Source organism: Rhodococcus sp. 14-2470-1a, assembly GCF_002259425.1.
Taxonomy (GTDB): domain Bacteria; phylum Actinomycetota; class Actinomycetes; order Mycobacteriales; family Mycobacteriaceae; genus Rhodococcoides; species Rhodococcoides fascians_E.
Map to the genome: position 1 here is coordinate 1 of NZ_NPFZ01000015.1, position 24,388 is coordinate 24,388.

At 66.0% G+C, this 24,388-nt stretch carries 25 protein-coding genes; 10 read left to right on the forward strand and 15 right to left on the reverse strand.

Annotated features, from left to right (window positions below):
* The first annotated feature begins 217 nt into the window (after positions 1-217).
* On the forward strand, positions 218-994 hold the full coding sequence (locus CH292_RS07920) for a class I SAM-dependent methyltransferase (protein WP_094654451.1): 777 nt from the start codon (positions 218-220) through the stop codon (positions 992-994).
* Here CH292_RS07920 and pepN read toward each other — a convergent pair.
* Entirely contained in the window at positions 984-3,434 is a 2,451-nt protein-coding gene (gene pepN, locus CH292_RS07925) for an aminopeptidase N (RefSeq protein ID WP_094654452.1), read from the reverse strand. The two genes, CH292_RS07920 and pepN, sit on opposite strands and share 11 nt — an antisense overlap.
* A gap of 75 nt (positions 3,435-3,509) precedes the next feature.
* Between pepN and CH292_RS07930 the strand changes: the two genes are divergently transcribed.
* The 3 genes from CH292_RS07930 to CH292_RS07940 are packed head-to-tail and all read left to right on the forward strand — an operon-like array spanning position 3,510 to position 4,705.
* Positions 3,510-3,719: a helix-turn-helix domain-containing protein gene (locus CH292_RS07930; RefSeq protein ID WP_094654453.1), complete on the forward strand. Its 210-nt coding sequence runs from the start codon at positions 3,510-3,512 to the stop codon at positions 3,717-3,719.
* 25 nt (positions 3,720-3,744) lie between these two features.
* A complete protein-coding gene (locus CH292_RS07935; RefSeq protein ID WP_094654454.1) occupies positions 3,745-4,275 on the forward strand; it encodes a Clp protease N-terminal domain-containing protein in 531 nt (176 codons plus the stop codon).
* Positions 4,276-4,324: 49 nt separating this feature from the next.
* Positions 4,325-4,705, forward strand: coding sequence for a phage holin family protein (locus tag CH292_RS07940; RefSeq protein WP_026348034.1), 381 nt, complete (start codon positions 4,325-4,327; stop codon positions 4,703-4,705).
* A gap of 43 nt (positions 4,706-4,748) precedes the next feature.
* On the opposite strand, the gene CH292_RS07945 is transcribed toward CH292_RS07940, so the two are convergent.
* Positions 4,749-5,618, reverse strand: coding sequence for a 1,4-dihydroxy-2-naphthoate polyprenyltransferase (locus tag CH292_RS07945; protein ID WP_020112502.1), 870 nt, complete (start codon positions 5,616-5,618; stop codon positions 4,749-4,751).
* A 58-nt stretch (positions 5,619-5,676) separates the two neighbouring features.
* Positions 5,677-6,999 carry a hypothetical protein gene (locus tag CH292_RS07950; protein ID WP_020112501.1) on the reverse strand — a complete coding sequence of 441 codons (1,323 nt, stop codon included), beginning with the start codon at positions 6,997-6,999 and terminating at the stop codon, positions 5,677-5,679.
* A 142-nt stretch (positions 7,000-7,141) separates the two neighbouring features.
* Between CH292_RS07950 and CH292_RS07955 the strand changes: the two genes are divergently transcribed.
* Positions 7,142-10,402, forward strand: coding sequence for a BTAD domain-containing putative transcriptional regulator (locus CH292_RS07955; RefSeq protein WP_094654455.1), 3,261 nt, complete (start codon positions 7,142-7,144; stop codon positions 10,400-10,402).
* A 3-nt stretch (positions 10,403-10,405) separates the two neighbouring features.
* On the opposite strand, the gene CH292_RS07960 is transcribed toward CH292_RS07955, so the two are convergent.
* The 8 genes from CH292_RS07960 to CH292_RS07995 all read right to left on the reverse strand — a co-directional run bounded on the left by CH292_RS07960 (position 10,406) and on the right by CH292_RS07995 (position 16,323).
* Positions 10,406-11,230, reverse strand: coding sequence for an ABC transporter permease (locus tag CH292_RS07960; RefSeq protein WP_094654456.1), 825 nt, complete (start codon positions 11,228-11,230; stop codon positions 10,406-10,408).
* Positions 11,227-12,174, reverse strand: a complete 948-nt coding sequence (locus tag CH292_RS07965; RefSeq protein WP_019666463.1) for a daunorubicin resistance protein DrrA family ABC transporter ATP-binding protein — start codon at positions 12,172-12,174, stop codon at positions 11,227-11,229. Before CH292_RS07965 ends, CH292_RS07960 begins: the two co-directional genes overlap by 4 nt.
* A gap of 63 nt (positions 12,175-12,237) precedes the next feature.
* Positions 12,238-13,011 carry a PIG-L family deacetylase gene (locus CH292_RS07970; protein ID WP_020112499.1) on the reverse strand — a complete coding sequence of 258 codons (774 nt, stop codon included), beginning with the start codon at positions 13,009-13,011 and terminating at the stop codon, positions 12,238-12,240.
* A gap of 40 nt (positions 13,012-13,051) precedes the next feature.
* Positions 13,052-14,203 carry an o-succinylbenzoate--CoA ligase gene (menE, locus tag CH292_RS07975; protein WP_037163719.1) on the reverse strand — a complete coding sequence of 384 codons (1,152 nt, stop codon included), beginning with the start codon at positions 14,201-14,203 and terminating at the stop codon, positions 13,052-13,054.
* Between the two features lie 10 nt (positions 14,204-14,213).
* Positions 14,214-14,516, reverse strand: coding sequence for a DUF3349 domain-containing protein (locus CH292_RS07980; protein ID WP_019666460.1), 303 nt, complete (start codon positions 14,514-14,516; stop codon positions 14,214-14,216).
* A gap of 16 nt (positions 14,517-14,532) precedes the next feature.
* Positions 14,533-14,865, reverse strand: coding sequence for a DUF3349 domain-containing protein (locus CH292_RS07985; protein ID WP_026348033.1), 333 nt, complete (start codon positions 14,863-14,865; stop codon positions 14,533-14,535).
* Between the two features lie 11 nt (positions 14,866-14,876).
* A complete protein-coding gene (locus CH292_RS07990; protein WP_019666458.1) occupies positions 14,877-15,149 on the reverse strand; it encodes a hypothetical protein in 273 nt (90 codons plus the stop codon).
* A gap of 7 nt (positions 15,150-15,156) precedes the next feature.
* On the reverse strand, positions 15,157-16,323 hold the full coding sequence (locus tag CH292_RS07995; RefSeq protein ID WP_019666457.1) for an inorganic phosphate transporter: 1,167 nt from the start codon (positions 16,321-16,323) through the stop codon (positions 15,157-15,159).
* Between the two features lie 191 nt (positions 16,324-16,514).
* Here CH292_RS07995 and CH292_RS08000 point away from each other — a divergent pair, with 191 nt between their 5' ends.
* Both CH292_RS08000 and CH292_RS08005 read left to right on the forward strand, forming a co-directional pair.
* Positions 16,515-17,804 (forward strand): hypothetical protein, encoded by a 1,290-nt coding sequence (locus CH292_RS08000; protein ID WP_249277124.1) that lies wholly within the window; start codon positions 16,515-16,517, stop codon positions 17,802-17,804.
* A gap of 108 nt (positions 17,805-17,912) precedes the next feature.
* Positions 17,913-19,193, forward strand: coding sequence for an EAL domain-containing protein (locus tag CH292_RS08005; protein WP_019666455.1), 1,281 nt, complete (start codon positions 17,913-17,915; stop codon positions 19,191-19,193).
* Positions 19,194-19,202: 9 nt separating this feature from the next.
* On the opposite strand, the gene CH292_RS08010 is transcribed toward CH292_RS08005, so the two are convergent.
* From CH292_RS08010 to CH292_RS08025, 4 genes are all read right to left on the reverse strand, one after another.
* On the reverse strand, positions 19,203-19,586 hold the full coding sequence (locus CH292_RS08010) for a VOC family protein (protein WP_019666454.1): 384 nt from the start codon (positions 19,584-19,586) through the stop codon (positions 19,203-19,205).
* 56 nt (positions 19,587-19,642) lie between these two features.
* Positions 19,643-20,080, reverse strand: a complete 438-nt coding sequence (locus CH292_RS08015) for a hypothetical protein (protein ID WP_094654458.1) — start codon at positions 20,078-20,080, stop codon at positions 19,643-19,645.
* Between the two features lie 75 nt (positions 20,081-20,155).
* A complete protein-coding gene (locus CH292_RS08020; protein WP_230594282.1) occupies positions 20,156-21,292 on the reverse strand; it encodes a diguanylate cyclase in 1,137 nt (378 codons plus the stop codon).
* Between the two features lie 7 nt (positions 21,293-21,299).
* On the reverse strand, positions 21,300-22,193 hold the full coding sequence (locus CH292_RS08025; RefSeq protein WP_027498938.1) for a 1,4-dihydroxy-2-naphthoyl-CoA synthase: 894 nt from the start codon (positions 22,191-22,193) through the stop codon (positions 21,300-21,302).
* Positions 22,194-22,242: 49 nt separating this feature from the next.
* Here CH292_RS08025 and CH292_RS08030 point away from each other — a divergent pair, with 49 nt between their 5' ends.
* Genes CH292_RS08030 through CH292_RS08040 form a run of 3 tightly spaced genes read left to right on the forward strand, consistent with a single transcriptional unit; the run spans position 22,243 to position 24,350 of the window.
* A complete protein-coding gene (locus CH292_RS08030) occupies positions 22,243-22,872 on the forward strand; it encodes a PaaI family thioesterase (protein ID WP_026348031.1) in 630 nt (209 codons plus the stop codon).
* On the forward strand, positions 22,869-23,855 hold the full coding sequence (locus tag CH292_RS08035) for an o-succinylbenzoate synthase (RefSeq protein ID WP_019666449.1): 987 nt from the start codon (positions 22,869-22,871) through the stop codon (positions 23,853-23,855). The genes CH292_RS08030 and CH292_RS08035 overlap by 4 nt, the downstream gene beginning before the upstream one ends.
* Positions 23,856-23,903: 48 nt before the next feature.
* The gene (locus CH292_RS08040; RefSeq protein WP_019666448.1) at positions 23,904-24,350 is read left to right on the forward strand and encodes a hypothetical protein; all 447 of its coding nucleotides are present in this window, start codon (positions 23,904-23,906) and stop codon (positions 24,348-24,350) included.
* Positions 24,351-24,388 lie beyond the last annotated feature (38 nt).

Below are 24,388 nucleotides of genomic sequence, written 5' to 3' on the forward strand. Positions count from 1 at the left end.
CGTCCCTCATCTCACCGGCAACTCGCCGAACACTGCGTCCAACAACACAACCCGCCCTGAACAGCAGAAATAGCGCCCACACAAACCTCAGGAGCGCCACATACTTTCGAATATACCGAGAGGGTCCGACACGAACCGCAGAAAGCCGGTTCGACCTGCGGTTTCCCTCGAAAAGCGCTGGAAGTGCACCGCGCCACGGGTGTAGCGTCCGGCCACTATGACAGTGAACAACGATTCCACCGACGATCCGATGGACGGGTGGTTTCCGGAAAGCGTGGCCGCGCGATACGACGATCCAGGAGGCGAGAACGATTCTGCGGCAATCGATCCGGCGATGGAACTGCTGGCGCAGTTGGCGGATGGACCGGTCCTGGAGTTCGCCGTGGGGACCGGACGGATCGCTGCACCGCTGGCGTTGCGCGGGCTACGGGTGAGTGGCATCGAGCTGAGCGGTGCCATGGCGTCGAGAATTGCAGCCAAACCTGGTGGAGAGTCGGTCGAGGTGCACATCGGAGACATGACCTCGACACGGGTCGACGGTGAGTTCGCCCTGGTGTGTCTGGTGTTCAACACGATCGGAAATGTGACCACTCAGGACGGGCAGGTGGCCGTGTTCGAGAACGCCGCATCCCACCTACGTCCGGGTGGACGATTCCTCGTCGAAGTCGGGGTGCCGGACGTGCGCCGGCTACCGCCCGGTCAAGACACGGTCCCGTTCGCGGTGAACGATGCGGGCGACGGCGGTGGATATGTCGGGTTCGATCGGTACGACGTCGCCACGCAACAGTTCACCTCGACTCATGTGACGGTCTCATGTGACGGCTCAGGGTCTTTCCGCCGCATTCCCTTTCGATACGTCTGGCCCGCCGAGCTCGACCTCATGGCCCGGATAGCCGGGATGAGGCTCGAGAGTCGGTGGGCCGGTTGGGATCGGTCGGATTTCACATCGGACAGCGTCAAGCACGTGTCGGTCTGGCAGAAACCTACCGGTTGAACGCCCGACGCACGCGAATACTCCGGGCCAAGTGATCACGCTGCTCGACGACGAGCCTGCGCAACGCGGCCGGTGCCCACTCGTGGGCCGTGAGCCACGCGTCGGCGGCGTCGGTCGAATCCTGCTGCGGAAACAGGCCTACGACGAGTCGGCGGGCGATCTCGATGCTGCGGGTCGACCACAGGTCGGCTATGACGTCGAAGTAGCGATCGTCGAACGCGGACAACAGCTCACGGCCACCGGCACGGAAACCGGCAAGTGTGGCGTCGACGGCGTCGTTGGACAGTTCGTCGGAGTCGATCACGTCGGCCCAGGCCCGTGCCTTCGCCTCGGGCGTCGGTTGCGCGGCGACGGCGGCACGGTAGGAGTTTCGGCCGGAGGACGTCGCGTCCGTGTCCAGCTCGGCATCGAGGCGCGCCACGGTGGTACGGCCGAGGGCGCTGAGCGAACGCAGCAACAGCCATCGCTGCTCGGAATCGAGATCGATTCCCTCGATCGGCAAGGTGCCGTCGACTACGCGCTCGATCTGCCCGGCCCGAACATCCGACCTCTGCGACGCCGACGCCACCGCTCGGAACCAGACGATCTGTGCGTCACTGCCCGGGTCCGCGGTTTCGAGCCTGCTCCAGCACGTTGCGAGCCAATCCGCGGCCGCCGAGCCGGTTTCGGGCAGATAATGATCGACTGCGTACTGGCTGTTCGCCACCACCGCGCCCGCGATGCCTACCTTCGGCTCCGATCCCGCGAATCTCGACGCGATGTCGAGGTAGATCGCGGGGTCCAGCTCGGCGTCGCGCGTCGCATTCCACAGTGCCGACCACACCAACCCGCGCGCCAGGGGATCGATCAGACGCCCGAGCGATGTTCTGATCGTCTCCAGCGAGCGGTCGTCGAAGCGGATCTTCGCATAGGTGAGATCGTCGTCGTTCAGCAAAGTCAGTGCAGCGCTGGGTAGATCGACGGGTGTGGTTGCATCGGTGATGTCGATCTCGTGACGGCCGGTCCGCACGAGGTGCCCGTCGGAGTCCTCGTCGTACAGTCCTATGGCGAGGCGGTGCGGACGTGGATCGGTCTGTTCGACGGCGGATCCGGTGTAGGACAGCGTCGACACGCCCGTCGTTCGGAGCCAGGCCGACGCCCATTCGTCGAGGTTTCGTCCCGACGCCGCCGAAGCGTGGGTCAAAAGATCCGCGAGCGTGGTGTTTCCGTAGGCGAATTCCGCGAAGTAACGCCGCGAGGCCTCGAAGAACGCGTCCTCGCCGACGTATGCGGCAAGTTGTTTGAGGACGCTGGCCCCCTTGGCGTACGTGATGCCGTCGAAATTGAGCTTCGCTGCTTCGAGGTCCGGAATGTCGGCGACGACGGGGTGCGTCGTCGGCAGTTGGTCCTGAAGGTAGGCCCAGGCTTTCCGGCGGTTGGCGAAGCTCACCCAGGCGTCGGAGAATCGCGTTGCGCGAGCCGAGGTGAACGCACCCATGAAGTCGGCGAACGATTCCTTCAACCACAGATCGTCCCACCACTCCATGGTCACCAGGTCGCCGAACCACATGTGCGCCATCTCGTGCAGGATGGTGTTGGCGCGTTGTTCGTACTGCGCTTCCGTTGCCGCGGAACGGAACACGTAGGACTCGGTGAACGTGACGAGGCCAGGATTCTCCATTGCGCCCAGGTTGTACTCCGGGACGAAGATCTGGTCGTACTTCCCGAACGGATACGGGAAGTCGAACGCATCGTGATAGAAGTCGAGGCCCTGCTTGGTGATCTCGAAGATGTCGTCCGGGTCGAAGTGTTCGGCAAGGGACGCGCGGCACAGCGCAGCCAACGGGACCGTGAGTTCTCCTCGCTGCCAGGAAGAGTCGACGCGGTGGTACGGCCCGGCGGCGACGGCCGTGATGTACGTGGAGATCGGCAACGTGGGTTCGAACGTAACGGTGGAGCCGGATCTGGTGCCGGTGCGGTTCGACAGCACTTGCCACTTCTCGGGCGCCTGTACCTCGAATACGAACGGCGCCTTGATGTCCGGCTGCTCGAAGTTCGCGAAAACTCGTCTGGCGTCGGCGGGCTCGTACTGCGTGTAGAGGTAGACCTCGTTGTCGGCGGGATCCACGAACCGGTGCAACCCCTCGCCGGATCGGCTGTACCGACCCACTGCGTCGACGACGACTACATGGTGGCCACCGAGGCCGATGAGTCCGATGCGCGAACCGTCGTGGTCGACGGGTACGGGTGTGCCGTCGACGGTCACGGAACGGACCTCGGGACCGATGAAGTCCAACCATGTCGCTTCGGTGGTGGCGTCGAACTCGAGGGTCGTGCGGGTGCCGAAGGTGGTCGCCCCGGATTCGGATGCTTCCCGCAGGTCCAGCTCGACCCGATACGACACGCCGGTGATGTGGCGGGCGCGGCGTCTGGTCTCGGTTCGGGTCAGGTTCGCGGTCATGGGTTCCACCCTAAGGGAGTGGCATTGTCGTCAACCAGGGTTGACAACAGGGCAATGTCAACTTAAGTTGACGACATGACGGAAGCAACGGCTCTGGCGGCTGCGGCAGGTAGCCCCGATCCGAAGGAAGGGCTCCGGGCGGTACTGGCCCTACGGCGACTCCTCGAGCGGCTCGAAGCGATTCAGGTCACGAACGCACGCAGGCAAGGCTGGTCGTGGCAGGCGATCGCCGACTCGCTCGACGTGAGCAAACAAGCAGTGCACAAGAAGCACAACAACATCTGACGCACGACACGTAGGGAGGACGGCGATGTTCGAGAAATTCACCGAAGAGGCTCGGATGGCAGTCCTCGCCGCGCAGACGGAGGCCCGAGAACTGCACGCGACGCGGATCGAACCCGTGCACGTGTTCCTGGGCGTGCTTTCCTCTGCCGACCGCGACCTGAAGGCCGTACTCGAAGACGAGGGATACACCCGCGATTCGGTGCGTACGTCGTTACCCGACGGCGGCGCCCTCGGCGCGAGCGATGCCGAAGCGCTCGGTTCGATCGGGATCGATCTCGATGCAGTGCGGGCAAGCCTGGAAGCGTCGTTCGGTGCAGGGGCACTCGATCGACCACGGAGCGAGAAACGAGGATGGCTCGGGCGCAGGACGGGGCACCTCGCGTTCGCGTCGGGATCGAAGAAGGCACTGAAACTGTCGTTGGTGGAGGCACTTGCCGCCCAGGACTCCGAAATTCGCTGCAAGCACCTCCTGCTCGGGTTGATCAGAGCCGGAGATCTCGAGCGGAACGGAGTTCTCGAAGACCCGGACGGATTGCGCGCGCGTCTCGCGTCGTGACCGGATTCGAGTCCTGGGGCGAGAATGTGTGCTCGCATAGGGTGTGGGCATGACATTCCTGGTACGGCTCGTCATCAATGCAATTGCGATCTGGCTCGCGGCGCAGTGGGTCGACGGCATCGACCTGGCCAGCTCCGGGCGCGGCACCGGATGGGATCTGGTGGTCCTCGCGGGCATCGCCGCGGTGTTCACGATCGTGAACGCATTCATCAAGCCAGTGGTCAAGCTGCTGTCGCTACCGCTGCTGATTCTGACGCTCGGGTTGTTCACCCTGGTCATCAATGCCCTCATGCTGATGCTCAGCGCGTGGATCTCCACCGCCACCGATTACGGTCTGCTCATCAGCGGATTCGGCGCAGCGTTCTGGGGCGCGTTGATCATCTCGATCGTCAATTTCCTGCTCGGTGCGTTCGTTCCCGAGAAGCGCTGAGCCCCAGCAGGCTGGGAGACAGACAGACAGACAGACAGACAGGCTAGGCGACGGCGAGTGCGATGCCGGTCGTGAGTCCCCACACCAGCATCGCGAGCCCGGAGTCACGTAGGGCGGGGATCAGCGCGAGGCCCGTTGCTCCGGACCGGACCGGCTTGTTCGCCCGAGCGGCGAGCGGCAGTGCGATCAGAGCGATCAGGGCCCACGGTGTGCGCGCGACGAGCGCTACGGTGACCGCGAACGGAGCGACGACCAACGCCAGGTGCACGAGGCGAGTCCGGGTGTCTCCCAACCGGACCGCGAGTGTGTTCTTGCCGGAATCCGGGTCGGTGTCGATGTCCCTCAGATTGTTGGCCACCAGAACTGCGCTCGAGAACGAGCCGACGGCCACCGCCGAGACAACACCGGCCCAGTCGATCCGGCCGGCCTGAACGAACTGAGTTCCCAGCACCGCCACCAGACCGAAGAACACGAACACTGCGATCTCGCCGAACCCGCTGTAGCCGTAGGGTTTGCTGCCGCCGGTGTAGAACCATGCGCCTGCGATGCAGACGACGCCGATGACCACGAGCCACCACGCGGATGTCGCCGCGAGGACGAGCCCGGCGACGGCGCCGACGGCGAAGCATCCGATGGCAGCGGACTTGACTGCCCTCGGCGACGCGACACCGGAGCCCACGAGACGCAACGGCCCGACTCGCTCGTCGTCGGTCCCACGGATGCCGTCGGAATAGTCGTTGGCGAAGTTGACGCCGATGATCAACGCGAGAGATACGACGAGCGCCAACACTGCTTTCCACCACACGGCCCCATCGATCGACGCCGCCGCGCCGGTGCCGACGAGAACCGGTGCAATGGCGTTCGGGAGGGTCCGCGGGCGTGCGCCCTCGATCCAATGTGCTGTGGTGGCCATGGCTCGATCCTTGCCTATCGACTCCGAGCGCGTGTCGGTGAGGTACCGAGCACGCCGATCACGGGAACGGTAGGCGCGGAATCGGGGGTAGTTGGATCTGAGGCAGCTCGATACGCGGAAGCCCGAACGGGGCAGGCGGTGGCGGGGGAGGCGGCGGAGGAGCCACGTAACCGCCGCCGTAGCTACCGCCACCGTAGCTACCACCGCCGTAACTACCGCCACCGTTGCCGGAGTGCGGCGCAGGTGCTTCGGGGTCCGGTTGCGGCGCCGCGGTGGTCGTTGCCGTGACAGTCGGCGCGACCGGCGGTGCGGACTTGTCGGCTGCAGACGCCGTCGGCTCGTCGGACGCGGTCACCTTCGTCGTCGACGCGGTGTCGGCGATGGTGGTCACCGGGGTACCCGCCACGGTGCGGTCGGTGCCGTCGTCGGGCCACACCATCCAGGACAGAAAGCCGATGGCGACGATCGACGGCAGGCCGAACCTGAGCAACGGCGTCAACAACGTGCGAGCGCTGCGTTTCGCGACCGTCGGCGCGGGCGGTCTGGCACCGTCCACTCTCGTCGCGTACAGCGCAGCACCCTCGGCGGCCATGAGCTCCGGGGCGTCGGGCACCACGACGGGAATGCGAAGGTAGCGACTCAGGACGTCCCGGATGAGCGGAATTCGTGCGCCGCCGCCGATGGCGACGACGACCTCGGGTGGTATCTCCGACATCTCGGCCAGATCGCGCAGCGCGATGGCCGTGCGCTCGGCGGGGCGGATGATCTGGAGGTCGAACATGCGCCGATCCATCAATCGGAACTGACCGTCGGAGGTCTGCGTCGCCTCGTGGGTGGTGAGGGCTTCCTTGATCTCCCGGCTGAAATCCAGCAGTGAGGCTTCTTCCTCGTGGTTGCGAGGTTCCGCGAGGATGTCGAGCGTCAGCAGGTGTTCGCGAACGGTCCAGTCGATGGACGAGCCACTGAGCTCGTTGGATCGGGTGGCCGCGTAGATCGTCCCGCTGTCGATGTCCGCGATGGTCATTTCCAAGCCGGTGGCGCCCAGGTCGTACAACGCGACCGTGCGATATCGGAACTCCGGATCGGCCCGCAGCTTCTCGATGGTGCCGGAGATCTCCGAGATGATGTGCACCTCGGAGACGTACTCCTCGACCAGCGCGGTCTTGAGGGCGGAACTGTAATCCGGGTCCGGGAAGGCGACACCGAGCGACGTCGGTGCATCCGGCCGATCGACGATGGCGCGAATTGCGTGCGCGACGTCCTCGGCGTCCGGGACGGACCGCGCCGACGGGAAAGTCTCGACGGTGAACGAATGCCCGTCCGACGTCCGGACCGCGCGGATGCCGCTTGCACCCATGGACATGCCGACTGACGAACCCATCGTTGCTCGTGGCCTCCCGTCCAGTGAGCGTTCCGATCCCCGACCCGTCACACCATACCGTCAATCGGTTTGTTTTCCGACTCATAACCGACTGAAAGGTGAAAATGCAGGTGATGTCGACCGGTGACTACGATTGCCCGCAGTGCACACGCAACCCGTCGACCAGCGCGCGGCCGACATCAGGCCGACCCCACGTCCCGACGTCGAGGTGGGGTTGCTCGGTGCTGTCGTGACACGGATCGACGGTGTGCTCGTGTCGGTGCCGGGCGCTCGGGCGAGGGCTCTGCTGGTGGCGCTGGCCCTCGATCCCGGTCGCCGACGGTCCGTTGCTGCGCTGGTCGACGACGTCTGGCCGGGTGAGCCGCCCCGCTCACCGAAGAACGCCCTGCAGACCCAGATCTCGCGGCTTCGGTCACTGCTTCCCTCCGGGGCGCTCGATGTGGGCCCGAGCGGCTATGCGCTCGTTCTCGGCGTCGACAGCGTCGACCTGACGCGGGCGACGTCACTGTTGTCGGCTGCCCGACGCCACGTCGAACGCGGTGACCACACGGAGGCGCTGACATCCGTCGCCGACGCCCGCGAACTGTGGCGCGGTGAGCCGGGCGCCGACCTCGGTGATCTCCCGATCGTCGAGGATCTCCGCCGTCGGTCCGACGCTCTTTCCGTGGACCTCACCTCGGTCGAGATCGCGGCCCACCTCGGGAGAGGTGACCACCGGGCCGCATTGCCGTTGCTGACCGCGTCGCACGAGAACGATCCACTGGACGAGGGGGTCGCTGCGGAGTTGATGCGCTGCCTTCGCGCGCTCGATCGGACCAACGACGCCCTGGCCGTGTTCGCCCGTGTTCGACGCCTCCTCGTGGACACCCTGGGTGCGGATCCGTCGCCCGCGCTGGTGGAGTTGAACGTAGAGCTCCTGCAGGCTCCTGCTCCTGCGCCGAGGACCCAAGCCGCGGTCGGGCTCAGAGCATCGCCGAACGCCCTGATCGGCCGCGGTGCGGACATCGATGCCATCGAAGCGACGATGCGAGAGGCGCGCGTGACGACCATCGTCGGGCCCGGCGGCGCGGGTAAGACGCGCATCGCACACGAACTGGGTCGGCGTGCCGCCGCGAGCATGCCGGTCGCCTTCGTCGAACTGGCGTCCCTGAGGCGAGGGGAGGACGTCGCGTCGGCGATCACCGGCACCCTCGGCCTGAGCGAATCCGACCTCAAGATGACCGGTTTTCCGATCACGCGGGTGCAGACCGCGGGTGAACGTCTGCGTGACGCGCTGTCCGTCGCGCCCGGTCTGTTGGTCCTGGACAACTGTGAGCACGTCGTCGACGACGTCGCCCAGGTCGTCGACGAGTTGGTCGCCGCCAGTGAGTACGTCACGGTCCTGACGACGTCGCGATCACCGTTGGCGATCACCGCGGAGGCGACGTACCAACTGCCTGCACTCGAGACGGACGGGAACGACTCGGCCGCGACGCAGTTGTTCGTCGCGCGTGCTCGGGCCGTGCGTCCCGGCGTGACGTTCGACCGGGGTGACGTCGCGAGCCTGTGCCGGTCGCTCGACGGGTTGCCGCTCGCGATCGAACTTGCCGCGGCTCGGGTCCGCACCATGAGTGTCGCGGACATCGGCGCCGGTCTGGAGCACCGATTCTCGTTGCTGCGCAGCAGTGATCGGACGAGGCCCGAGCGGCATCGCACATTGCGCGCGGTGATCGACTGGAGTTGGGACCTCCTGCTCCCCGCGCATCGTGCGGTGCTCAGCCGGTTGTGCCGTTTCCCGGCGGGCTTCACCGCCGACGCTGCGGCTCGCGTCGCCGGGTTCGGCGACATCGACATCGCCGATGTCGCGGACGCGGTGGACGGGCTCGTCGGACAATCGTTGCTGACGGTCGAGGACCGGGACGGTCGAGTTCGGTACCACATGCTCGAGACCGTGCGGGAGTTCGGCGAGGAGCATCTCTCGGCCGCCGACTCGGCGCTCGTGACCGACCGGCTGATCGAGTGGGGTGTGCACGTTGCCGGTGTCGCCGAGGTCGACTTCCGGGCGTCGAGGCAGATGGTGGCGACCGCCTCCATCGAGGCGGAGCACGACAACATCGTCGACGTGCTGCGCAGTGCGTTGCAGGAGAAGCGTTGGGCCGCAGCGTACTCGGTCTTCGCGATACTGGCCTGCTCGTGGTCCATGCGCGGCGCGCACACCGAGGTGTTGAACTGGGCGCCGCGGATGGCGGAGGCCCCGTTCGACGGTGACGGCGTGCGCGATGTCGACGACAATTCGATGGTGCTCGCCCACCTGGTGTTGCTTGCGCACGTCGGGTACAACGCCGACGTTCGGTCATCGGCTCGAATGCGTGTGCGGCTGCGTCGAATTGTCGGGTCCAGGAACGGCATCGACACGAGCCTGCGGTTCGTCGCCGCGGCGCTGCTCGGACGATCCGACGGACGTGGGCTCGCTCGGATGCTCGCGCACGGCACGCGGTCGGCGGATCCGGCAGTGCGCAACGCAGCCTTCATGATCAGAGCGTCGCTGCACGAGAACTACGGCCACCTCCACGAGGCGGCATCCGACGCCGAGGCAGCCAAACTACTGGCTGCCGAACGCGGAGACCTGTGGAGTGTCGCGTCGTCGGCGCAGGCTCTCGGCAGCATCCACGGCCAGGCGGGAGCGGCGGACGACGCAATCGAGAACTACACTCTCGCCGCGGATCTGCTGTGGGACATGCACGCCTACGACGAATCGGTGCAGACCCGAGGATTCGCCGGTGCGTCGATGATCGCGGCCGGACGTGTCGACGAGGGGCGGGCCGTGCTCGATCGAATCACCGAGTTGGGCTCCGGATCCGGCTCGGCGTTGTCCTCGGATGCCGAGTACGCGGATCAGCGGGCAGTATCCCTCGGCGCGACGCGGGCGGAAGCCGATCTGGCAGAAGGGAAGATCGCCAGCGGGCTACTGCTGTACCGGCGGGCGATCGACAGTGCACGGTTCGAGGAGGAACGACGCGGCGACCCGTACATCACGATGCTCGCCAGCGCGTCCGTCGCCGCCCACGCCCTGCACGGCGCCACCGGTGAGATCGACTCGCAGGCAGCCGATCTGGGCGCCGCGGCCTCGCTGCGGTTGGGGCCGGTTGGTTTTCAGGATCTGCCGCAACTGGGTGCGGTGGCGTGTGCGCTCGGCTCGTACCTGGTGCAATCCGGGCGCGACGCCGGCGGCGGTGTCTCGCTGATCGCCCTGTCCCGCAAGCTTCGAGCGAGGCAGGACTACCCGTCCATGCGGATCGATCGGCACCTGGACGCAGCCCGAGCCATGCTCGGCGCGGACGTCGTCGATGCCGAACTGACACGAACCGAGTCGACGAGCCGAGCCGGAGCGCTCGCGGAAGTGTGCGAACTGCTCCGGCTCTGAGGCTCACGCCTTGCGCATGTAGGCCTTGACCGTCAGCGGGGCGACGATCACGACGACAGCCGCCGCGCCGACGAGCGACCACACCAGGTCCATGCCGACGGTGCCGTTGTTCGCCAGGTCACGCACCGCGGTGACCAGGTGCGAGACAGGGTTGACCTTGACGAATGCCTGCAGCCAGCCCGGCATCGTGTCCACGGGAACGAATGCGTTGGACAGAAATGTCAGCGGGAACAGGATGAGCATCGAGATGCCCTGCACCGACGACGCCTTGTTCATCAGGACACCCATCAGGGCGAAGATCCAGCTGATGGCCCAGGCGCAGAAGATCACGAGAGCCCCCGCGGCGACGAGGCCCAGTGCACCGCCTTCCGGTCGGTAGCCCATCGCGAAACCCGTCGCGAACGTGATGACGGTGGCGATGAAGTACCGCACCACATCGGCGGTCAACGCACCGGCCAACGGTGAGATGCGCGCGATGGGAAGCGATTTGAAACGGTCGAACACGCCCTTGTCCATGTCTTCTCGCAACTGCGTACCGGTGACGACGGATGTGGTGATGACCGTTTGCGCGAGGATGCCGGGAATGATCAACGGGAGGTAGCTCGACACGTCGCCGCTGATCGCGCCGCCGAAGATGTAGCTGAACATCAACGTGAAGATGACGGGTTGGAACACCACGTCGAACAGTTGCTCCGGGTTGTGCTTGAACTTGAGCAGTCCTCGGTACGCCATCGTGAACGAATGGGCGAAGGACTGGCGTAGCGAGATGTGGCGCGTCGGATTCAGGTCCGGTTGTACCGCGGCTGGTCGGTCGATTGTCGTGGTCATGCTGCCTCGTTTTCGTCGCGGCCGGTGATGGTCATGAAGACCTCGTCCAGGCTGGGTTTGGTGACGGTGATCTCGTCGACATCGATACCGTTGTCGCGCAGACGAATCAGAATGTCCGGTGTCTGCGACGCATCGGTCATGGGTGCGGTCAGACGACCCGATTCCGGGGTGATCTGAACTTCGACTCCCAACTGCTGGGCGACGATGGACCGCGCCTCGGCGAACCGTGTCGGCTCACGCAACGTCAACTGCAACGACGACGATCCGACGGAGGACTTCAATTCGTCCGCCGTGCCGTCGGCGATGACCTTGCCGTGGTCGATGACCGCGATGCGGTCGCACAACTGATCGGCCTCGTCGAGGTACTGCGTGGTGAGCAGGACCGTCGATCCCTGGGCGACGAGGCGTCGGATCGTGTCCCACATCTGAGCGCGGGTGCGGGGATCGAGCCCGGTGGTCGGTTCGTCGAGAAACAGCAGTGGAGGGGAGGAGATGAGGCTCGCCGCCAAGTCCAGGCGTCGACGCATACCGCCGGAGAAGTTCTTCAGCGGCTTGGTCGCGGCCTCGGTCAGACCGAATTCCTCGAGCAGCTCGGCTGCCTTCAGTCGGCTGTCCCTCCGGCTACGACCGAGCAGCCTCGCGAAGACGATCAGATTCTCCGTCGCCGAAAGATCCTCGTCGACGGACGCATACTGCCCGGTCACACCGACGAGGGACCGGACAGCCGTCGACTCGCGGGTGACGTCGTGGCCGAAGATGCGCGCCGAACCTGCGTCGGGACGCAGGAGAGTCGCGAGCATTCGGACGGTGGTGGTCTTGCCTGCTCCGTTGGGGCCGAGGACTCCGTACACGGAGCCGGTGGGGACGGTGAGGGACACACCGTCGACGGCGCGGTGTGCGCCGAACGATTTGACGAGGCCGTCTGCCTCGATGGCTGGGTTCATGTCGACCAGCGTGAACCCAGCCGCTTGCACGGTGCATGCACGACGCTTGCACCGTGCGCGCGGTCAGAGCGGTAGTGCCGTCTCCGTCAGCCCCGGGCCACCGCCGACGCGTCGGAACCACTCGCGTCCGAACACACTCGCCAGTATTTCCGGTGGCATCTGCAGGAACGGGCCGAAATCGCCGACCTGGGTCTCGTGCGCTTCCATTGCTCGTCGCTTCGCATCCATCACCGAGCTGACGTCGACGACGGTCGTGATCTCCGATTCCGGCAGACCGAAGCTCTCCACGTCCGGCGGGGTGCTGTCGTCCGACCAATTGGGGTTGGCCTCCATCAGCCGCTTCATGTGATCGCGGTTGGTGGTCGTTTCGTAGATGTGCGTCGTGCCGGCCAGCTCGCCCGCCCGGAGCCCGACGACGTGCACCTTGATGTGGTCCGGGTGCCCGTAACCACCGTGAGGGTCGTAGATGGTCAACACATCCGCCCGCTCCTCCTCCAACACGGCCGCGAGCTGGCCTGCCGCCTCGTCGACGTCGGCGTTGCAGAACGCCGTGCCCAGATCGTTCTGCGGAGTGCCCGCCATGCCGGAATCCGCATAGTGCAGCAGCACGATTCGGCTGACACCGAGAGCGTCGGCCGACTTCTGCAACTCGGTCCTCCTGCGTTCCGCGAGCGACTCGCCGTCGGACAGAATGCCGTCCGGGAACTCGCCCAGTGCTCCGTCCGTCGCCGTCACCAGTACGACGCGGTGGCCGGCGTTCGCCGCGAGACGCATGACGCCACCGGTCGTGAAGACCTCGTCGTCGGGATGGGCGTGAAAGCAAACCAATGTGCTCATGACCGGAAATGCTTGCACACCGTGCGCCGGGCGGTCGACTTCACCGGCTCGGGCTCGACGCGGTCAGTATCTCGCGCAGGCGGGCACGATCGAGCTTGCCCGGTCCGCGGGTGGGGAGGGCGTCCACGAGATACAGCTCCCGCGGTGCGGCTGTGGCATCCAGGGTCGGGGCAACGTGGGTACGCAGATCGTGGAGTGTCAGTGGCCCATCGGCTACCACTGCCACCACGACCTTCTGGCCGAGTCGCTCGTCCGGCAATCCGAGAACTGCGCACTCGCGTACCAGCGGATGCGTCGCGAGAGCCGCCTCGACCACCTGAGGTACGACGGTGAGCCCACCGGTGGAGATCGCCTCGTCGAGACGCCCGGAAATGGACAGCACGCCGCCGGAGACCGCCCCGGCGTCGTCGGTTCGGAACCAACCGGGCTCGGCGAACGCAGGGTGATCCGGCATGCCTCGATACCCCAGAGCGATCGTGCTCCCACCCAGCACCACTCGTCCCGAGTCGATACGAAGCAGAGTGCCGTCCAACGGAACTCCGTCGTAGACGCATCCGCCTGCGGTCTCGCTCATCCCGTACGTTCGGATCAGCCGAATACCCGCGGCAACAGCGCGCTCGCGCAACGGAATCGGTGTCGCCGCACCGCCGAGCAGTACTGCGTCGAGAGAGGCGACCGCCTCGGTCGCCGTCGCATCGTCGAGAACCTTGACCAACTGCGTCGGCACCAGTGAGGTGTATCGAGGACCGCGCATCCGCCCGATCGCGTCGGGCAGCAACGACGTGTCGAACCCGCCTGTGACATCCACGATCTCCGGATCGGTGCCCGCCAACACACTGCGCATCAGGACCTGGAGCCCAGCGATGTGATGCGCAGGCAGTGCCAGAAGCCACGATCCGTGACCACCGAGCCGAACCGCCGTGGCCTCACCGCTCGCGCGCAGCGCCGACGCCGACAGCATCGCGCCCTTCGGCGTGCCCGTCGTACCCGAAGTGGCGACGACGAGCGCTGCGCCGTCCTCGATCTCTGTTCCCGGGGCCAGAGCGTCGCGCAGCCTCTGCGTCTCGCGTGGATCCGAAGCGGGAACCGGGAGCACCGCGGGCGACGAGCCACCCAGAACGTCGACGAGCCGCGGCAGGATGTCTGCCGCGGCGTCGCCGGTGGGGATCTTCAGTTCTTCGAGCACGCTCACAGGCGAAATCCTAGATCGTGAACGGATCCGCCAATGGCCAACCGCCCGCAGCCAGCTTCGATCGAACTCGCGAGATGTCCTCCTCGCGAGGCATCTCGTTGGTGACCTTCGTGATGACGACGGCGATACCCGCTTTGTCGGCGGGCAACTGACCTCCCGCGATGAGCGCATCCACGACGGCCTGGATCTCGTCCTCGGTCAACCGCCTGGTCAGAAGAGCCAGTAGCGGAACGTAATCCGCATCCGGCACACCTTCCGGATACCCCGCTCGAAGCCACTCCAGAATCGACTGGAGAAACGAGGGCACAGCCATCACACCCCACCGTCCGTCACTCTGGGGTGAACCCGGGGCGTTCCGCGAGAGGCCAACCGCCCGAAGCCAACTTCGCCGAGACGCGGGCGATGTCGTCTGCCGTCGGCTCGTGGTCGACGAGTTCGCGGATGTAGTCGGTGATCTCGGAGTTGGTGATGGCACCGTCCTCGAGCGCGCCGCCGTTGGGTGCGACGAGGCCGAGCACGACTTCGTGGACCTGAGCATCGGTCAGTGCCGCCTTGCGAAGCAGCGCCACCAGAGGAAAACGATCCTTCGGTGGAACGCCCTCCGGGTAGCCCGCGCGCAGCCACTGAAGCACCGACGCCGGGAAGGTTGCTGTCTCGGTCATGGTCATGCCTCTCAGAAGACGGAGATGCCGAAGGTGCTGTCCAGGAAGTTCTTCATGATGAAGAGGATTCCCGCGACGATGGCGACGACGACGACGGCGAAGCACAGGATGCCGGCTGCGGTGGCCGCGGCCGGGCGAGCGCGGACGGTGCCGTCCTCGGCGATGTCGCCGGTGGAGAGTGCTCTGAGCCCCAGAGCAAAGATGGCGGGCAGTCCTGCACCGAGCAGCAGTCCGACGAGCACTACCTGCCAGAGCGAATCGAGGGTGTGGGTGAGGGTTTCCATGTCAGTCCTAAACCTTGCTCGGGGTGTTCTCGTCGGCCGGGATCAGGCCGCCGTCCCACTCGGCGTTGACGTTGTCGGGGTCGACGGGCTGGCGGCGCGAGCGGATGTACATCAGCGCCGACAGTGCGACGAGGATGGCGAACACCAGCAGAATTCCGGGCAGGCCGCCGACGATGTGAGCGAGGAACCAGCAGACGGCTCCGACGATGCCCGCTGAAGGAAGGGTGATGACCCAGGCGACGGCCATGCGGCCGGCGACACCCCAGCGGACCTGAGCTCCCGGCTTGCCGATGCCGGATCCGAGAATCGATCCGGTCGCGACCTGCGTCGTCGACAGAGGAAGTCCGAGGTGGCTGGAGGTCAGGATGATTGCTGCCGAGGACGACTCCGCCGCCATGCCCTGCGGTGACGCGATCTCGACGAGTCCCTTGCCGAGCGTGCGAATGACACGCCAGCCGCCCAGATAAGTACCGAGCGCGATGGCGAGTGCGCAGGTGACCTTGACCCACAGGGGCATCTCCGAGTCCGGCGTCACGGTTCCGTAGGCGACGAGCGCCAGGAAGATGACCCCCATGGTCTTCTGTGCGTCGTTGGTTCCGTGGGCCAGCGACACGAGTGAGGCGGAACCGATCTGGCCCCAACGGAATCCACGTTCCTTGTTCTTCTCCGGGATGGCGTTCGTGATGCGGTAGACACCCCAGGTTCCGACGGCGGCGACGAGGCCTGCGACGACCGGCGCGAGGACGGCCGGAAGGACGATCTTGCTCCAGACTCCGTCCCACACGACACCGGAGGTGCCGAGGCCGGCGATGGTGGCGCCGATGAGGCCGCCGAACAGAGCGTGGGAACTGCTCGAGGGGATTCCGAGGAGCCACGTCGCGAGGTTCCACAGGATGCCGCCGACGAGGCCGGCGAAGATGATGGTCAGGAGGGATTGTCCGCCGGTGTCGCCGAGGTTGACGATGCCCTTGGCCACGGTGGCGGCCACCTCGACGGACAGGAAGGCGCCGACGAGATTGAGGACGGCGGACAACGTGACGGCAACCTTGGGCTTGAGTGCCCCGGTCGCGATGGACGTCGCCATGGCGTTGGCGGTGTCGTGGAAACCGTTGGTGAAGTCGAAGGCCAGTGCCGTTACGACCACCACGAGAAGTACGAGGAATTCTGCGCTCACGTCTTGGAAGTGTGGGGTACCGAGTGCCCGTTGGGATAATTTTGCTCAGAGTGTTCTTCTCGGGTTCTTCGACGACGCCTCTGGTTCATCTTCCGTTCACCTTTTTGCACTAATTGCCTGATTTGTGAGAGGCGTGCGTCACTCGGCTCCGAAGGCGGGTCGGACCGCACGATTGTGGGACAGTGGACGGCATGCAGATCGACGACGCAGTGGCCGCAGCCCTGTCGTATCTGGACTCCGTCGACCCTGCGTCGGCAGCGGATGCGGCGCTGGGATGGGAGGGGCTGCGTGCGGTCTCGCCACCCGGCGGTCCGACGCAGATCTCGGTGCAGACGTTTCTGTGGTCCTACCTCGGCGAATCGGTGGGGGACCCGGATCGTGCGTGGGACATCGCGGAAGCGCTCGCAGAACTTCTCGATCGGCTCGGGCACGCCCGGTACGCCGACATCGCGCGCAGCGAACGGACGCGCGAGCTACTGACGACCACCGACGAAGGCAGTCGGCAGGAACGCGTCGAACGCGCCGTGAACGCCTCGGGTGTCGCACCCGAGGACAGCGACCTGATCACCTGGCAGGACGTTCCGGAAGGGGCCGAACGCGCCATGGTCGACCTCATCGGAGAAACCCTCGAAGTCGCTACCGTCGCAGGAGAATTCCAGTCCTCCGGTATCGACGGCAAGCCTCTGCGGGACTCGGCGGTCGCCGCGAAACGTCGACGGATCACCGACTCGGTCCTCCGATCCGAGCGTGCCGGTGGTGTTCTGCTCGAGCAACTGCTCGACCATCGGATCGCACTCTGGACGAGGTACAGCCCGCCGCGCGTCGAGCTCTACCGAGACCTGAACACCGCGCTGCACGACGCGATCGCCCCGGCCTACGGCTGCGTCCGGCGACTCGAAGGCATGCTCGCCATCGTCGGCGACGGAATCACGTTGACCGACAAGGGGTATCTCCCCGCTCCGGTCGTCGAACAGGCACTCGGGACACTGTGGACACCGCGGGAATGGCCGTTTCCCGTCGGCGACGAACGAGGAACCGAGCCCGTCCTCCGTGTCCGACGACTCCTGCTCCGGTTGGGTCTGGTCCGGAAACGCCACGGTCGCCTGCTGCCGACGGCACGCGCCAAGGAGATGAGCGCCGATCGGTTGTGGTCGACGCTCGTCGAACGGCTCGTCGGCGCCGAGTACCACCCGGAGTCCATCGCGGCCGAGGTCGTGTTGGCGGACGTCGCTCGAGGCAGTTGCTCGGACGATCCGTCTCCTCTGGTGACCGAGCTGTTGGCCGCCGAGGGGTGGTCGCACGTCGGCGGCCCCGACGCTGCCGACAAGGATCTACCCCTCGGCGACGACGTTCTGCAGGATCTGGCGGCGCTCGGCCTCCTCGTCTACGGCGACGATCCCGCTCCCACGCCCGACGGGATGCGTCTCGCGGCCGCTGTTCTGCGGCGGAGACTGCTTCACACCCGAATTCCGTCGGTGTGATCGGCAGGGTTCGGGCGGTGTGACCGGAATCCGACGCTAAGCTGACGTGCGGCCGGATTTCGAGAAGGCTCGAACAGCAGGGCCGGGACTGCGGGACAGGAGACGACGATGGAGCACGATCCGTCCTCGGCTGCCCGTCGGCCGCAGGCTCGCAGGCAGAGCGATTCCGCCCGCCGGTATCTCGATCTCGAGGCGACCACCCCGGCGTTGCGGTCGACGGTGGAGCTCGCGGCACGCAGTGTCGGCTTCGCCATCGCCCAGCTCAACGTCCTCGACGAGACAACCCAGTACACGCTCGTCAACATCGGCGGGCCGCCGGTGTCGACGGTCGAACGCTCGGACACCCTGTGCGACGACGTCGTCCGCAGTGAGAAGGCCGCCGTGTTCACCCGCAATCGCGTCGACGCCACGGTGCGGCAACGCAACATTCTCGACCAGAACGGGGTCGCGTCCTACGCGTCGGTTCCGCTGCGCGGGCGTGAAGGATTGGTCATCGGCACCTTGTGTCTGCTCGACAGGATGCCCCGCGAGCTCAGCGACAGTCAGCTGCAGGAGCTCGAGCAGTACGGGTCCGTCCTGGAAGAACAGCTGGATCTGCATCGCAGAGTCGGGTCGACGGCCGCGAAGCTCGACAACGACCACGACCTTGCGGGTGCGCTGTATGCGGGCCAGATCGTGCCGTGGTTTCAGTCCGTCGTGGATCTGCGCACCGGGGAGATCATCGGGTTCGAGGCACTGGCACGCTGGCACCACCCGCGGAAAGGCCTCGTCTCGCCCGCCGACTTCGTGCCGTTCGCGGAGTCGAGTGAACTGATCATCGACATCGATCTCGAAGTACTGCGCCTCGCGGTGAAAGAAGCGGAAGCCTGGCATACGACACGACCGGACCTGAGGTTGAGCGTCAACCTGTCCGGTCGCCACCTCGCGCACCCCGACGCCGTCGCTCAGTTGCAGAGCGCCGTCGCCATGTCTTCCGTCGCGCCGAGCTCGATCTCGCTGGAACTGACCGAGACGTCGTCCGTCAGCGACGGACCGCTCATCCGCAGACACATCGACGATGTGCACGCGCTCGGATTCCGGGTGCTGCTCGACGATTTCGGCTCCGGCTGGTCTTCGTTGGAACGCCTCGTCACGTTCGAGCCCGACGGTATCAAGATCGACGGACACCTGACGAAGTACATCGACACCCCCCGCGGGCGGGCACTGCTGCGTGCCCTGTCCACCGTCGCCCTCGACCTCGGTCTGGTCATGATCATCGAAGGCATCGAGACGCGAGCTCAGGCAGACGTCGCACTGGAGCTGGGTTGCACTCTGGCACAGGGGTTTCTGTGGTCGCGGCCCCAGTCGGCAGCAGCCGTGCGCAGGGTCGTCGCCGCGACACGGTCGTGAGACCCGGCGTCAGCCCCGCGTGTCCCGCCTGAGCGGATGGTCCGCAGGAATTTCCACCAGAACGATCGGCACCCCGTCCGGATCACGAAGCCACATCTCGATCAGGCCCCACGACTCCTGCTTCGCGTCACGCTCGATCGGGACGCCCCGACCACGAAGCTCGTCGGCAGCGGCCTCCGCGTCGCGGACCTGCAGCCACAGCGCCCCGTCGAACACCTGCGCCGAGCCCGAACTACCGTGAGCCGCGATCTCGATCAGCGACTGCCCGGCGAAGAACACCGTCCCCGCCCCGTACTCGCGATGCACGGCGAGCCCGAGGCCGTCTCGGTAGAACGCGAGAGTCTTCTCGTAGTCGACTGGACGCAGGATCGTTCGGCCGCTGAGTATCTCCACGCCTCATCGATACCACAGCCTCATCGATACCACAGCCTGCACGACGTGTGTGAGCATCAGGGCGTTGCTTCGTGGCCCGATTTTTCGTGTGTGCGCCGCGACTCCTTCATTTCCGCCTCGAAGACGTGTCGCTTCCCTTCCTGCAGTTCGTCCCTCGTCTGCTTCTCGTGCTGCCGGAACGCCGACCAGTAGAGATCGTCGAACTCCTCCACGATCTGGAACGACCACCTGCCGTCGATCGCGTTGCGACCGATCATCTCCTCCGACAGTCGGTCGGCTGCCGACGTGTTGCCGGCATCTCGCAGCGCATCGACGGCCTCGCCGAGCTGCAGGTCCGCGTGTCCCATCAGCTGGTGGAACGAGTACAGGTGACCGCGGGCGCGTTCGATCGTCTCGAGTGCCTCGGAGACCTTGCCGACGGCAGCGACGGTGTCGTCGGACAGTCCGTCCGGTCGTCGGTGTTCGGGAGACGGGGTCTGGCGGTCGGGCGTCATGATCGGTGTATTGCCGCTTCGTCAGGTTTCAATCAGGCACGGTGTCAATCAAGCACGGTGTCGATCGGCACACGGTCAGATGAGGGTGGTGACCACTCGGTTGCCCCCGGACGCTTTGGCCTCGTACATCATCGAGTCGGCCACTCTCGACGCAGTGTTCACCGTGTCCGTGCTCGTCGTCCACAGCGGGGACTCGGCGTACAGAATCGCGGCGCCGACGCTGACGGTGACCGGAACGGAATCGCCCTCACCGTGCAGGGCACGCCTGATTCCGTGGATAAGCGCGTCGATGTGCAGTCTCGACGTCACCACCGCAGCCAGATACTCCTCACCGCCCGTGCGTCCCAGCGCTCCGTACCGCGACACGTGCATGGTGAGGCGCTCGGCGACGCGGCAGATCACCGCGTCACCCTCGTCGTGGCCGTGGATGTCGTTGACCGACTTGAAGTTGTCGATGTCGACGACGATCACCGCAGCGCACTGACCTTCGCGGCGTCCCCGCGGCCACAGGTCCTCGAGGGCGGCGTCGAGACCCCGACGGTTGAGCAGGCCCGTCAGTGGGTCGAGCTTGGAACTCCGCGCGTCGGCGGACAGCGTCGTCAGGAAGATGTGCGACGTGACGGGCACACTCATGATGCCGAGCAGCACCACGTCGGTCTGGACGAGCAGGGTGATCGTGTCCATGTCGCCGCGCACGTAGATCGCGACTGCGAAGCCGATCGCGATTCCGGAGGCGAAGATCAGGTGCGCCACCACCCAGCGCGGGCTGAGGAAGAACGTCACGAACGCACCGATCACTGCGTACAGGACACAGCCGAGCAGCGCGTTACGGAGATCGAGGACCGACAGCGCGGCGGCGACGCCCAGGTCGGAGTAGATCGCGAACGACACCACGCCGAGACGCCCGGGGAACGGCCGCAGTACCCACAGTGCAGCGATGATCAGGTTGACGGTGCACAGCGTCAACGTCAGCGCAGTCGCCGCGGTACCCGTCGGGCCGCCGATCGCGAACAGCGACGTGAACGACATCGCACTGATGTTGATCATCGACAGGGCGACGATGATCCGAACGATCTTTCCCGACGGCCGCGAGTTCTGGAACTCGCGCATCCACTCGTAGTCGTGCTTCTGCAGAAACCACGACGTCACCGACGACCACGCACTGTCCGGTGCGCGGCGTCGATGCGTGAGGGGATTTCGAGAAACGGACATGAAACCTTTAGAAGTAGCGGGGGAACGGCGACCAGTCCGGATCCCTCTTCTGAAGGAACGAATCGCGGCCCTCGACGGCTTCGTCGGTCATGTACGCCAGACGCGTCGCCTCACCGGCGAAGAGCTGCTGGCCGACCAGGCCGTCGTCCTGAAGGTTGAACGCGTACTTCAACATCCGCTGCGCCTGCGGAGACTTGGCGTTGATCTTCGCGGCCCACTCGATGGCCACGTTCTCGAGTTCGTCGTGATCGACGACGCGGTTGACTGCGCCCATTCGATGCATCTCCTCGGCCGTGTACGTGTCGCCGAGGAAGAATATCTCGCGAGCGAACTTCTGTCCCACCATCTTCGCGAGGTACGCACTGCCGTAACCTCCGTCGAAACTGCCGACGTCGGCGTCGGTCTGCTTGAACCGCGCGTGCTCGCGGCTCGCGAGCGTCAGGTCGCAGACGACGTGCAGGCTGTGGCCTCCGCCCGCAGCCCAGCCGTTGACCAGACAGATGACGACCTTGGGCATGAACCGGATCAGGCGCTGCACCTCGAGGATGTGCAACCGTCCGGCCCGGGCCTTGTCAACGGTGTCCGCCGTGTCTCCCTCGGCGTACTGGTAGCCGCTGCGTCCACGGATGCGCTGATCTCCGCCCGAGCAGAACGCCCAGCCACCGTCCTTCGGGCTCGGTCCGTTGCCGGTGAGGAGCACCGTGCCGACGTCCGAGCTGACGCGCGCGTGTTCCAACGTGCGATACAGCTCGTCGACGGTGTGGGGCCGGAACGCGTTTCGGACCTCGGGACGGTCGAACGCGATCCGCACGGTGTCGTCGGTGACGTGGCGGTGATAGGTGATGTCGGTGAGGTCGTCGAACCCGGGAACCGGCTGCCAGAGCGAAGGAGTAAAGGTCACCTGGGCCACGATAGAGCCAGTGCTTCGGACCGCACGATACGGTGCAGAGATGAGTGAAGACGCACGCCAGGACGAGTACTCCCACCACGGCGGATTCCCGAAGTTCACCCCCGCGAACGTCGGCCCCGAGTGGGGACGCCTCGTCGAGGCGCTGCGGACGCTGCAGGACCTCGCCGTCAGTACCGCTCCCACTCCGGAACTGACCGAGAAGCTCGCCGAGCAGGTCGAGGCGATGAACGCCGAACTTGCCCCGTTCCAAGTTCCCGAAGGCGAATCTCCGGCGGGGCGGGCCATCCGTCTGCCGGGCCGCGGATCACTGCTGATGCTGCCGTGGCGCATCGAGAAATTCGACGCGGAAGGCGTGCGCAGCCGAGGCGTGTTCCGCCGCTATCACCTGGGTGGGAACGGCGCCGCGCACGGAGGAACACTCCCGCTGCTGTTCGACGAGATGTTCGGGCTGATCCAGCACGCGTACGGACGCCCGATCAGCCGAACCGCATACCTGCACATCAACTACCGCAAGATCACCCCACTGAACACCGAACTCGTGGTCGAGGGCAGCGTCGACCGAGTGGAGGGCCGCAAGACGTTCATCAGTGCCGTCCTGCGTGACCTCGACGGAAACGTACTCGCGGACTCCGACGCCCTGATGGTGCAACTTCTCGAGGGCCAGCCGTGACACCGCCTCTCGAGGAGCTTCTCGCGTCCTCACACGTGCTGTCCCTGCCGATGCGCACGAAGTTCCGCGGCATCACGACACGCGAAGTGGTGGTGTTCCGCGGGCCCGCCGGCTGGGGCGAGTTCGGACCCTTCGTCGAATACGACGACGCCGAATCGTCGAACTGGCTGCGCTCGGCCGTCGAAGCAGCGTGGGACGGACCTCCCCAGCCGTATCGCGAACGCGTCCGCGTCAACGGAACAGTCCCCGCCGTCACCCCCGACGAGGTTCCCGGCATCCTGGCCCGGTACCCCGGCGTCGACACCGCCAAGGTCAAGGTCGCCGAGAAAGGCCAGGTCGGTTTCGAGACGAGCGTCTCAGGCGACGTCGCACGGGTTCGAGCCGTCCGCGCGCTCGTTCCACACGTCCGAGTGGACGCCAACGGCGGGTGGACCGTCCCGCAGGCGGTGACTGCCATCTCGGCGCTGCTGGAGGACGGCGACCTCGAGTACGTGGAACAGCCCTGCGCGACGGTCGCCGAGCTCGTCGAACTACGACGCCTTCTTCCCGGAGTGCGCATCGCGGCCGACGAGAGCATCCGACGCGCCGAGGACCCGCTGCGGGTGGTCCGCGCAGGCGGAGCGGACGTCGCCGTCGTCAAGGTCGCGCCGCTCGGCGGCATGCGGGCGCTCCTCGAGCTCGCCGGTGAACTCGAGGAGTACGGGGTGCCCGTCGTGGTGTCGAGTGCACTCGACTCCGCGGTGGGGATGGCGTCGGGTCTCGCCGCTGCGGCCGCGATCCCCAGGCTGGAGTTCGCGTGTGGCCTCGGGACCGGAAGCCTGTTCACCGGTGACGTCGCGGACGGGCACGACATCGTGGACGGAACCATCGCGGCCGTGCCCGTCGAACCCGATCCGGACAGGTTGACGGCACTCGCCGCCGCACCCGAGCGGGTGCAGTGGTGGCACGAGCGAGTTCGGCGAACATACACCTACCTGCGGTAGTCTTCCCCGGTTCGAAGGAAGAAACTGAACCTCCGGGAGGAATTCGAAGTGGTTGCTGCACTCAGGGAATCGTTGCTCGACGAGTCGAAGCGCGATGTTCTGCTGCCCGACGTCCTGGCGCTGATCGACGCCGAGGTGTCGGACAAGAAGGGCGCCAGTGGCCTGGCGGTCAAGGGCGGCTACGGAGCCGTCAAGAAGGTCGGACCGTCGTACATCGAAAAGGCCGTCGAGACACTGTGGCCCGATTTCGTCGATCAGCTCGAGCCGTTCTGGCAGTCCTACAACGCCGCGCCCACCGGGACGTTCTCCGACTACCTCGTCGCGAACTCGGACCAGGTGTCGAACGCGCTGCTGTCGGTGACGGACTCGCGCATCGAGGACACCGACAAGAGCGTCGTGAAGAAGTTCTACGGCAGCCTGCGCGGTTCTGCGCAGAAGAACGTTGCCGAGGCACTCCCGCGTCTGGGCGCGCTGGTCACCAAGTACGCCGCCTGAGCCTCACGTGAGTGGAGCGGAACCGGCGGGTCACTCCG

What these genes read in the sequence shown, in the direction of transcription:
- CH292_RS07920 (WP_094654451.1), top strand. Translation starts at nt 218, where the DNA reads ATGACAGTGAACAACGATTCCACCGACGATCCGATGGACGGGTGGTTT.
- pepN (WP_094654452.1), bottom strand. Translation starts at nt 3,434, where the DNA reads ATGACCGCGAACCTGACCCGAACCGAGACCAGACGCCGCGCCCGCCAC.
- CH292_RS07930 (WP_094654453.1), top strand. Translation starts at nt 3,510, where the DNA reads ATGACGGAAGCAACGGCTCTGGCGGCTGCGGCAGGTAGCCCCGATCCG.
- CH292_RS07935 (WP_094654454.1), top strand. Translation starts at nt 3,745, where the DNA reads ATGTTCGAGAAATTCACCGAAGAGGCTCGGATGGCAGTCCTCGCCGCG.
- CH292_RS07940 (WP_026348034.1), top strand. Translation starts at nt 4,325, where the DNA reads ATGACATTCCTGGTACGGCTCGTCATCAATGCAATTGCGATCTGGCTC.
- CH292_RS07945 (WP_020112502.1), bottom strand. Translation starts at nt 5,618, where the DNA reads ATGGCCACCACAGCACATTGGATCGAGGGCGCACGCCCGCGGACCCTC.
- CH292_RS07950 (WP_020112501.1), bottom strand. Translation starts at nt 6,999, where the DNA reads ATGGGTTCGTCAGTCGGCATGTCCATGGGTGCAAGCGGCATCCGCGCG.
- CH292_RS07960 (WP_094654456.1), bottom strand. Translation starts at nt 11,230, where the DNA reads ATGACCACGACAATCGACCGACCAGCCGCGGTACAACCGGACCTGAAT.
- CH292_RS07965 (WP_019666463.1), bottom strand. Translation starts at nt 12,174, where the DNA reads ATGAACCCAGCCATCGAGGCAGACGGCCTCGTCAAATCGTTCGGCGCA.
- CH292_RS07970 (WP_020112499.1), bottom strand. Translation starts at nt 13,011, where the DNA reads ATGAGCACATTGGTTTGCTTTCACGCCCATCCCGACGACGAGGTCTTC.
- CH292_RS07980 (WP_019666460.1), bottom strand. Translation starts at nt 14,516, where the DNA reads ATGGCTGTGCCCTCGTTTCTCCAGTCGATTCTGGAGTGGCTTCGAGCG.
- CH292_RS07985 (WP_026348033.1), bottom strand. Translation starts at nt 14,865, where the DNA reads ATGACCGAGACAGCAACCTTCCCGGCGTCGGTGCTTCAGTGGCTGCGC.
- CH292_RS07990 (WP_019666458.1), bottom strand. Translation starts at nt 15,149, where the DNA reads ATGGAAACCCTCACCCACACCCTCGATTCGCTCTGGCAGGTAGTGCTC.
- CH292_RS08000 (WP_249277124.1), top strand. Translation starts at nt 16,515, where the DNA reads ATGCAGATCGACGACGCAGTGGCCGCAGCCCTGTCGTATCTGGACTCC.
- CH292_RS08005 (WP_019666455.1), top strand. Translation starts at nt 17,913, where the DNA reads ATGGAGCACGATCCGTCCTCGGCTGCCCGTCGGCCGCAGGCTCGCAGG.
- CH292_RS08015 (WP_094654458.1), bottom strand. Translation starts at nt 20,080, where the DNA reads ATGACGCCCGACCGCCAGACCCCGTCTCCCGAACACCGACGACCGGAC.
- CH292_RS08020 (WP_230594282.1), bottom strand. Translation starts at nt 21,292, where the DNA reads ATGTCCGTTTCTCGAAATCCCCTCACGCATCGACGCCGCGCACCGGAC.
- CH292_RS08030 (WP_026348031.1), top strand. Translation starts at nt 22,243, where the DNA reads ATGAGTGAAGACGCACGCCAGGACGAGTACTCCCACCACGGCGGATTC.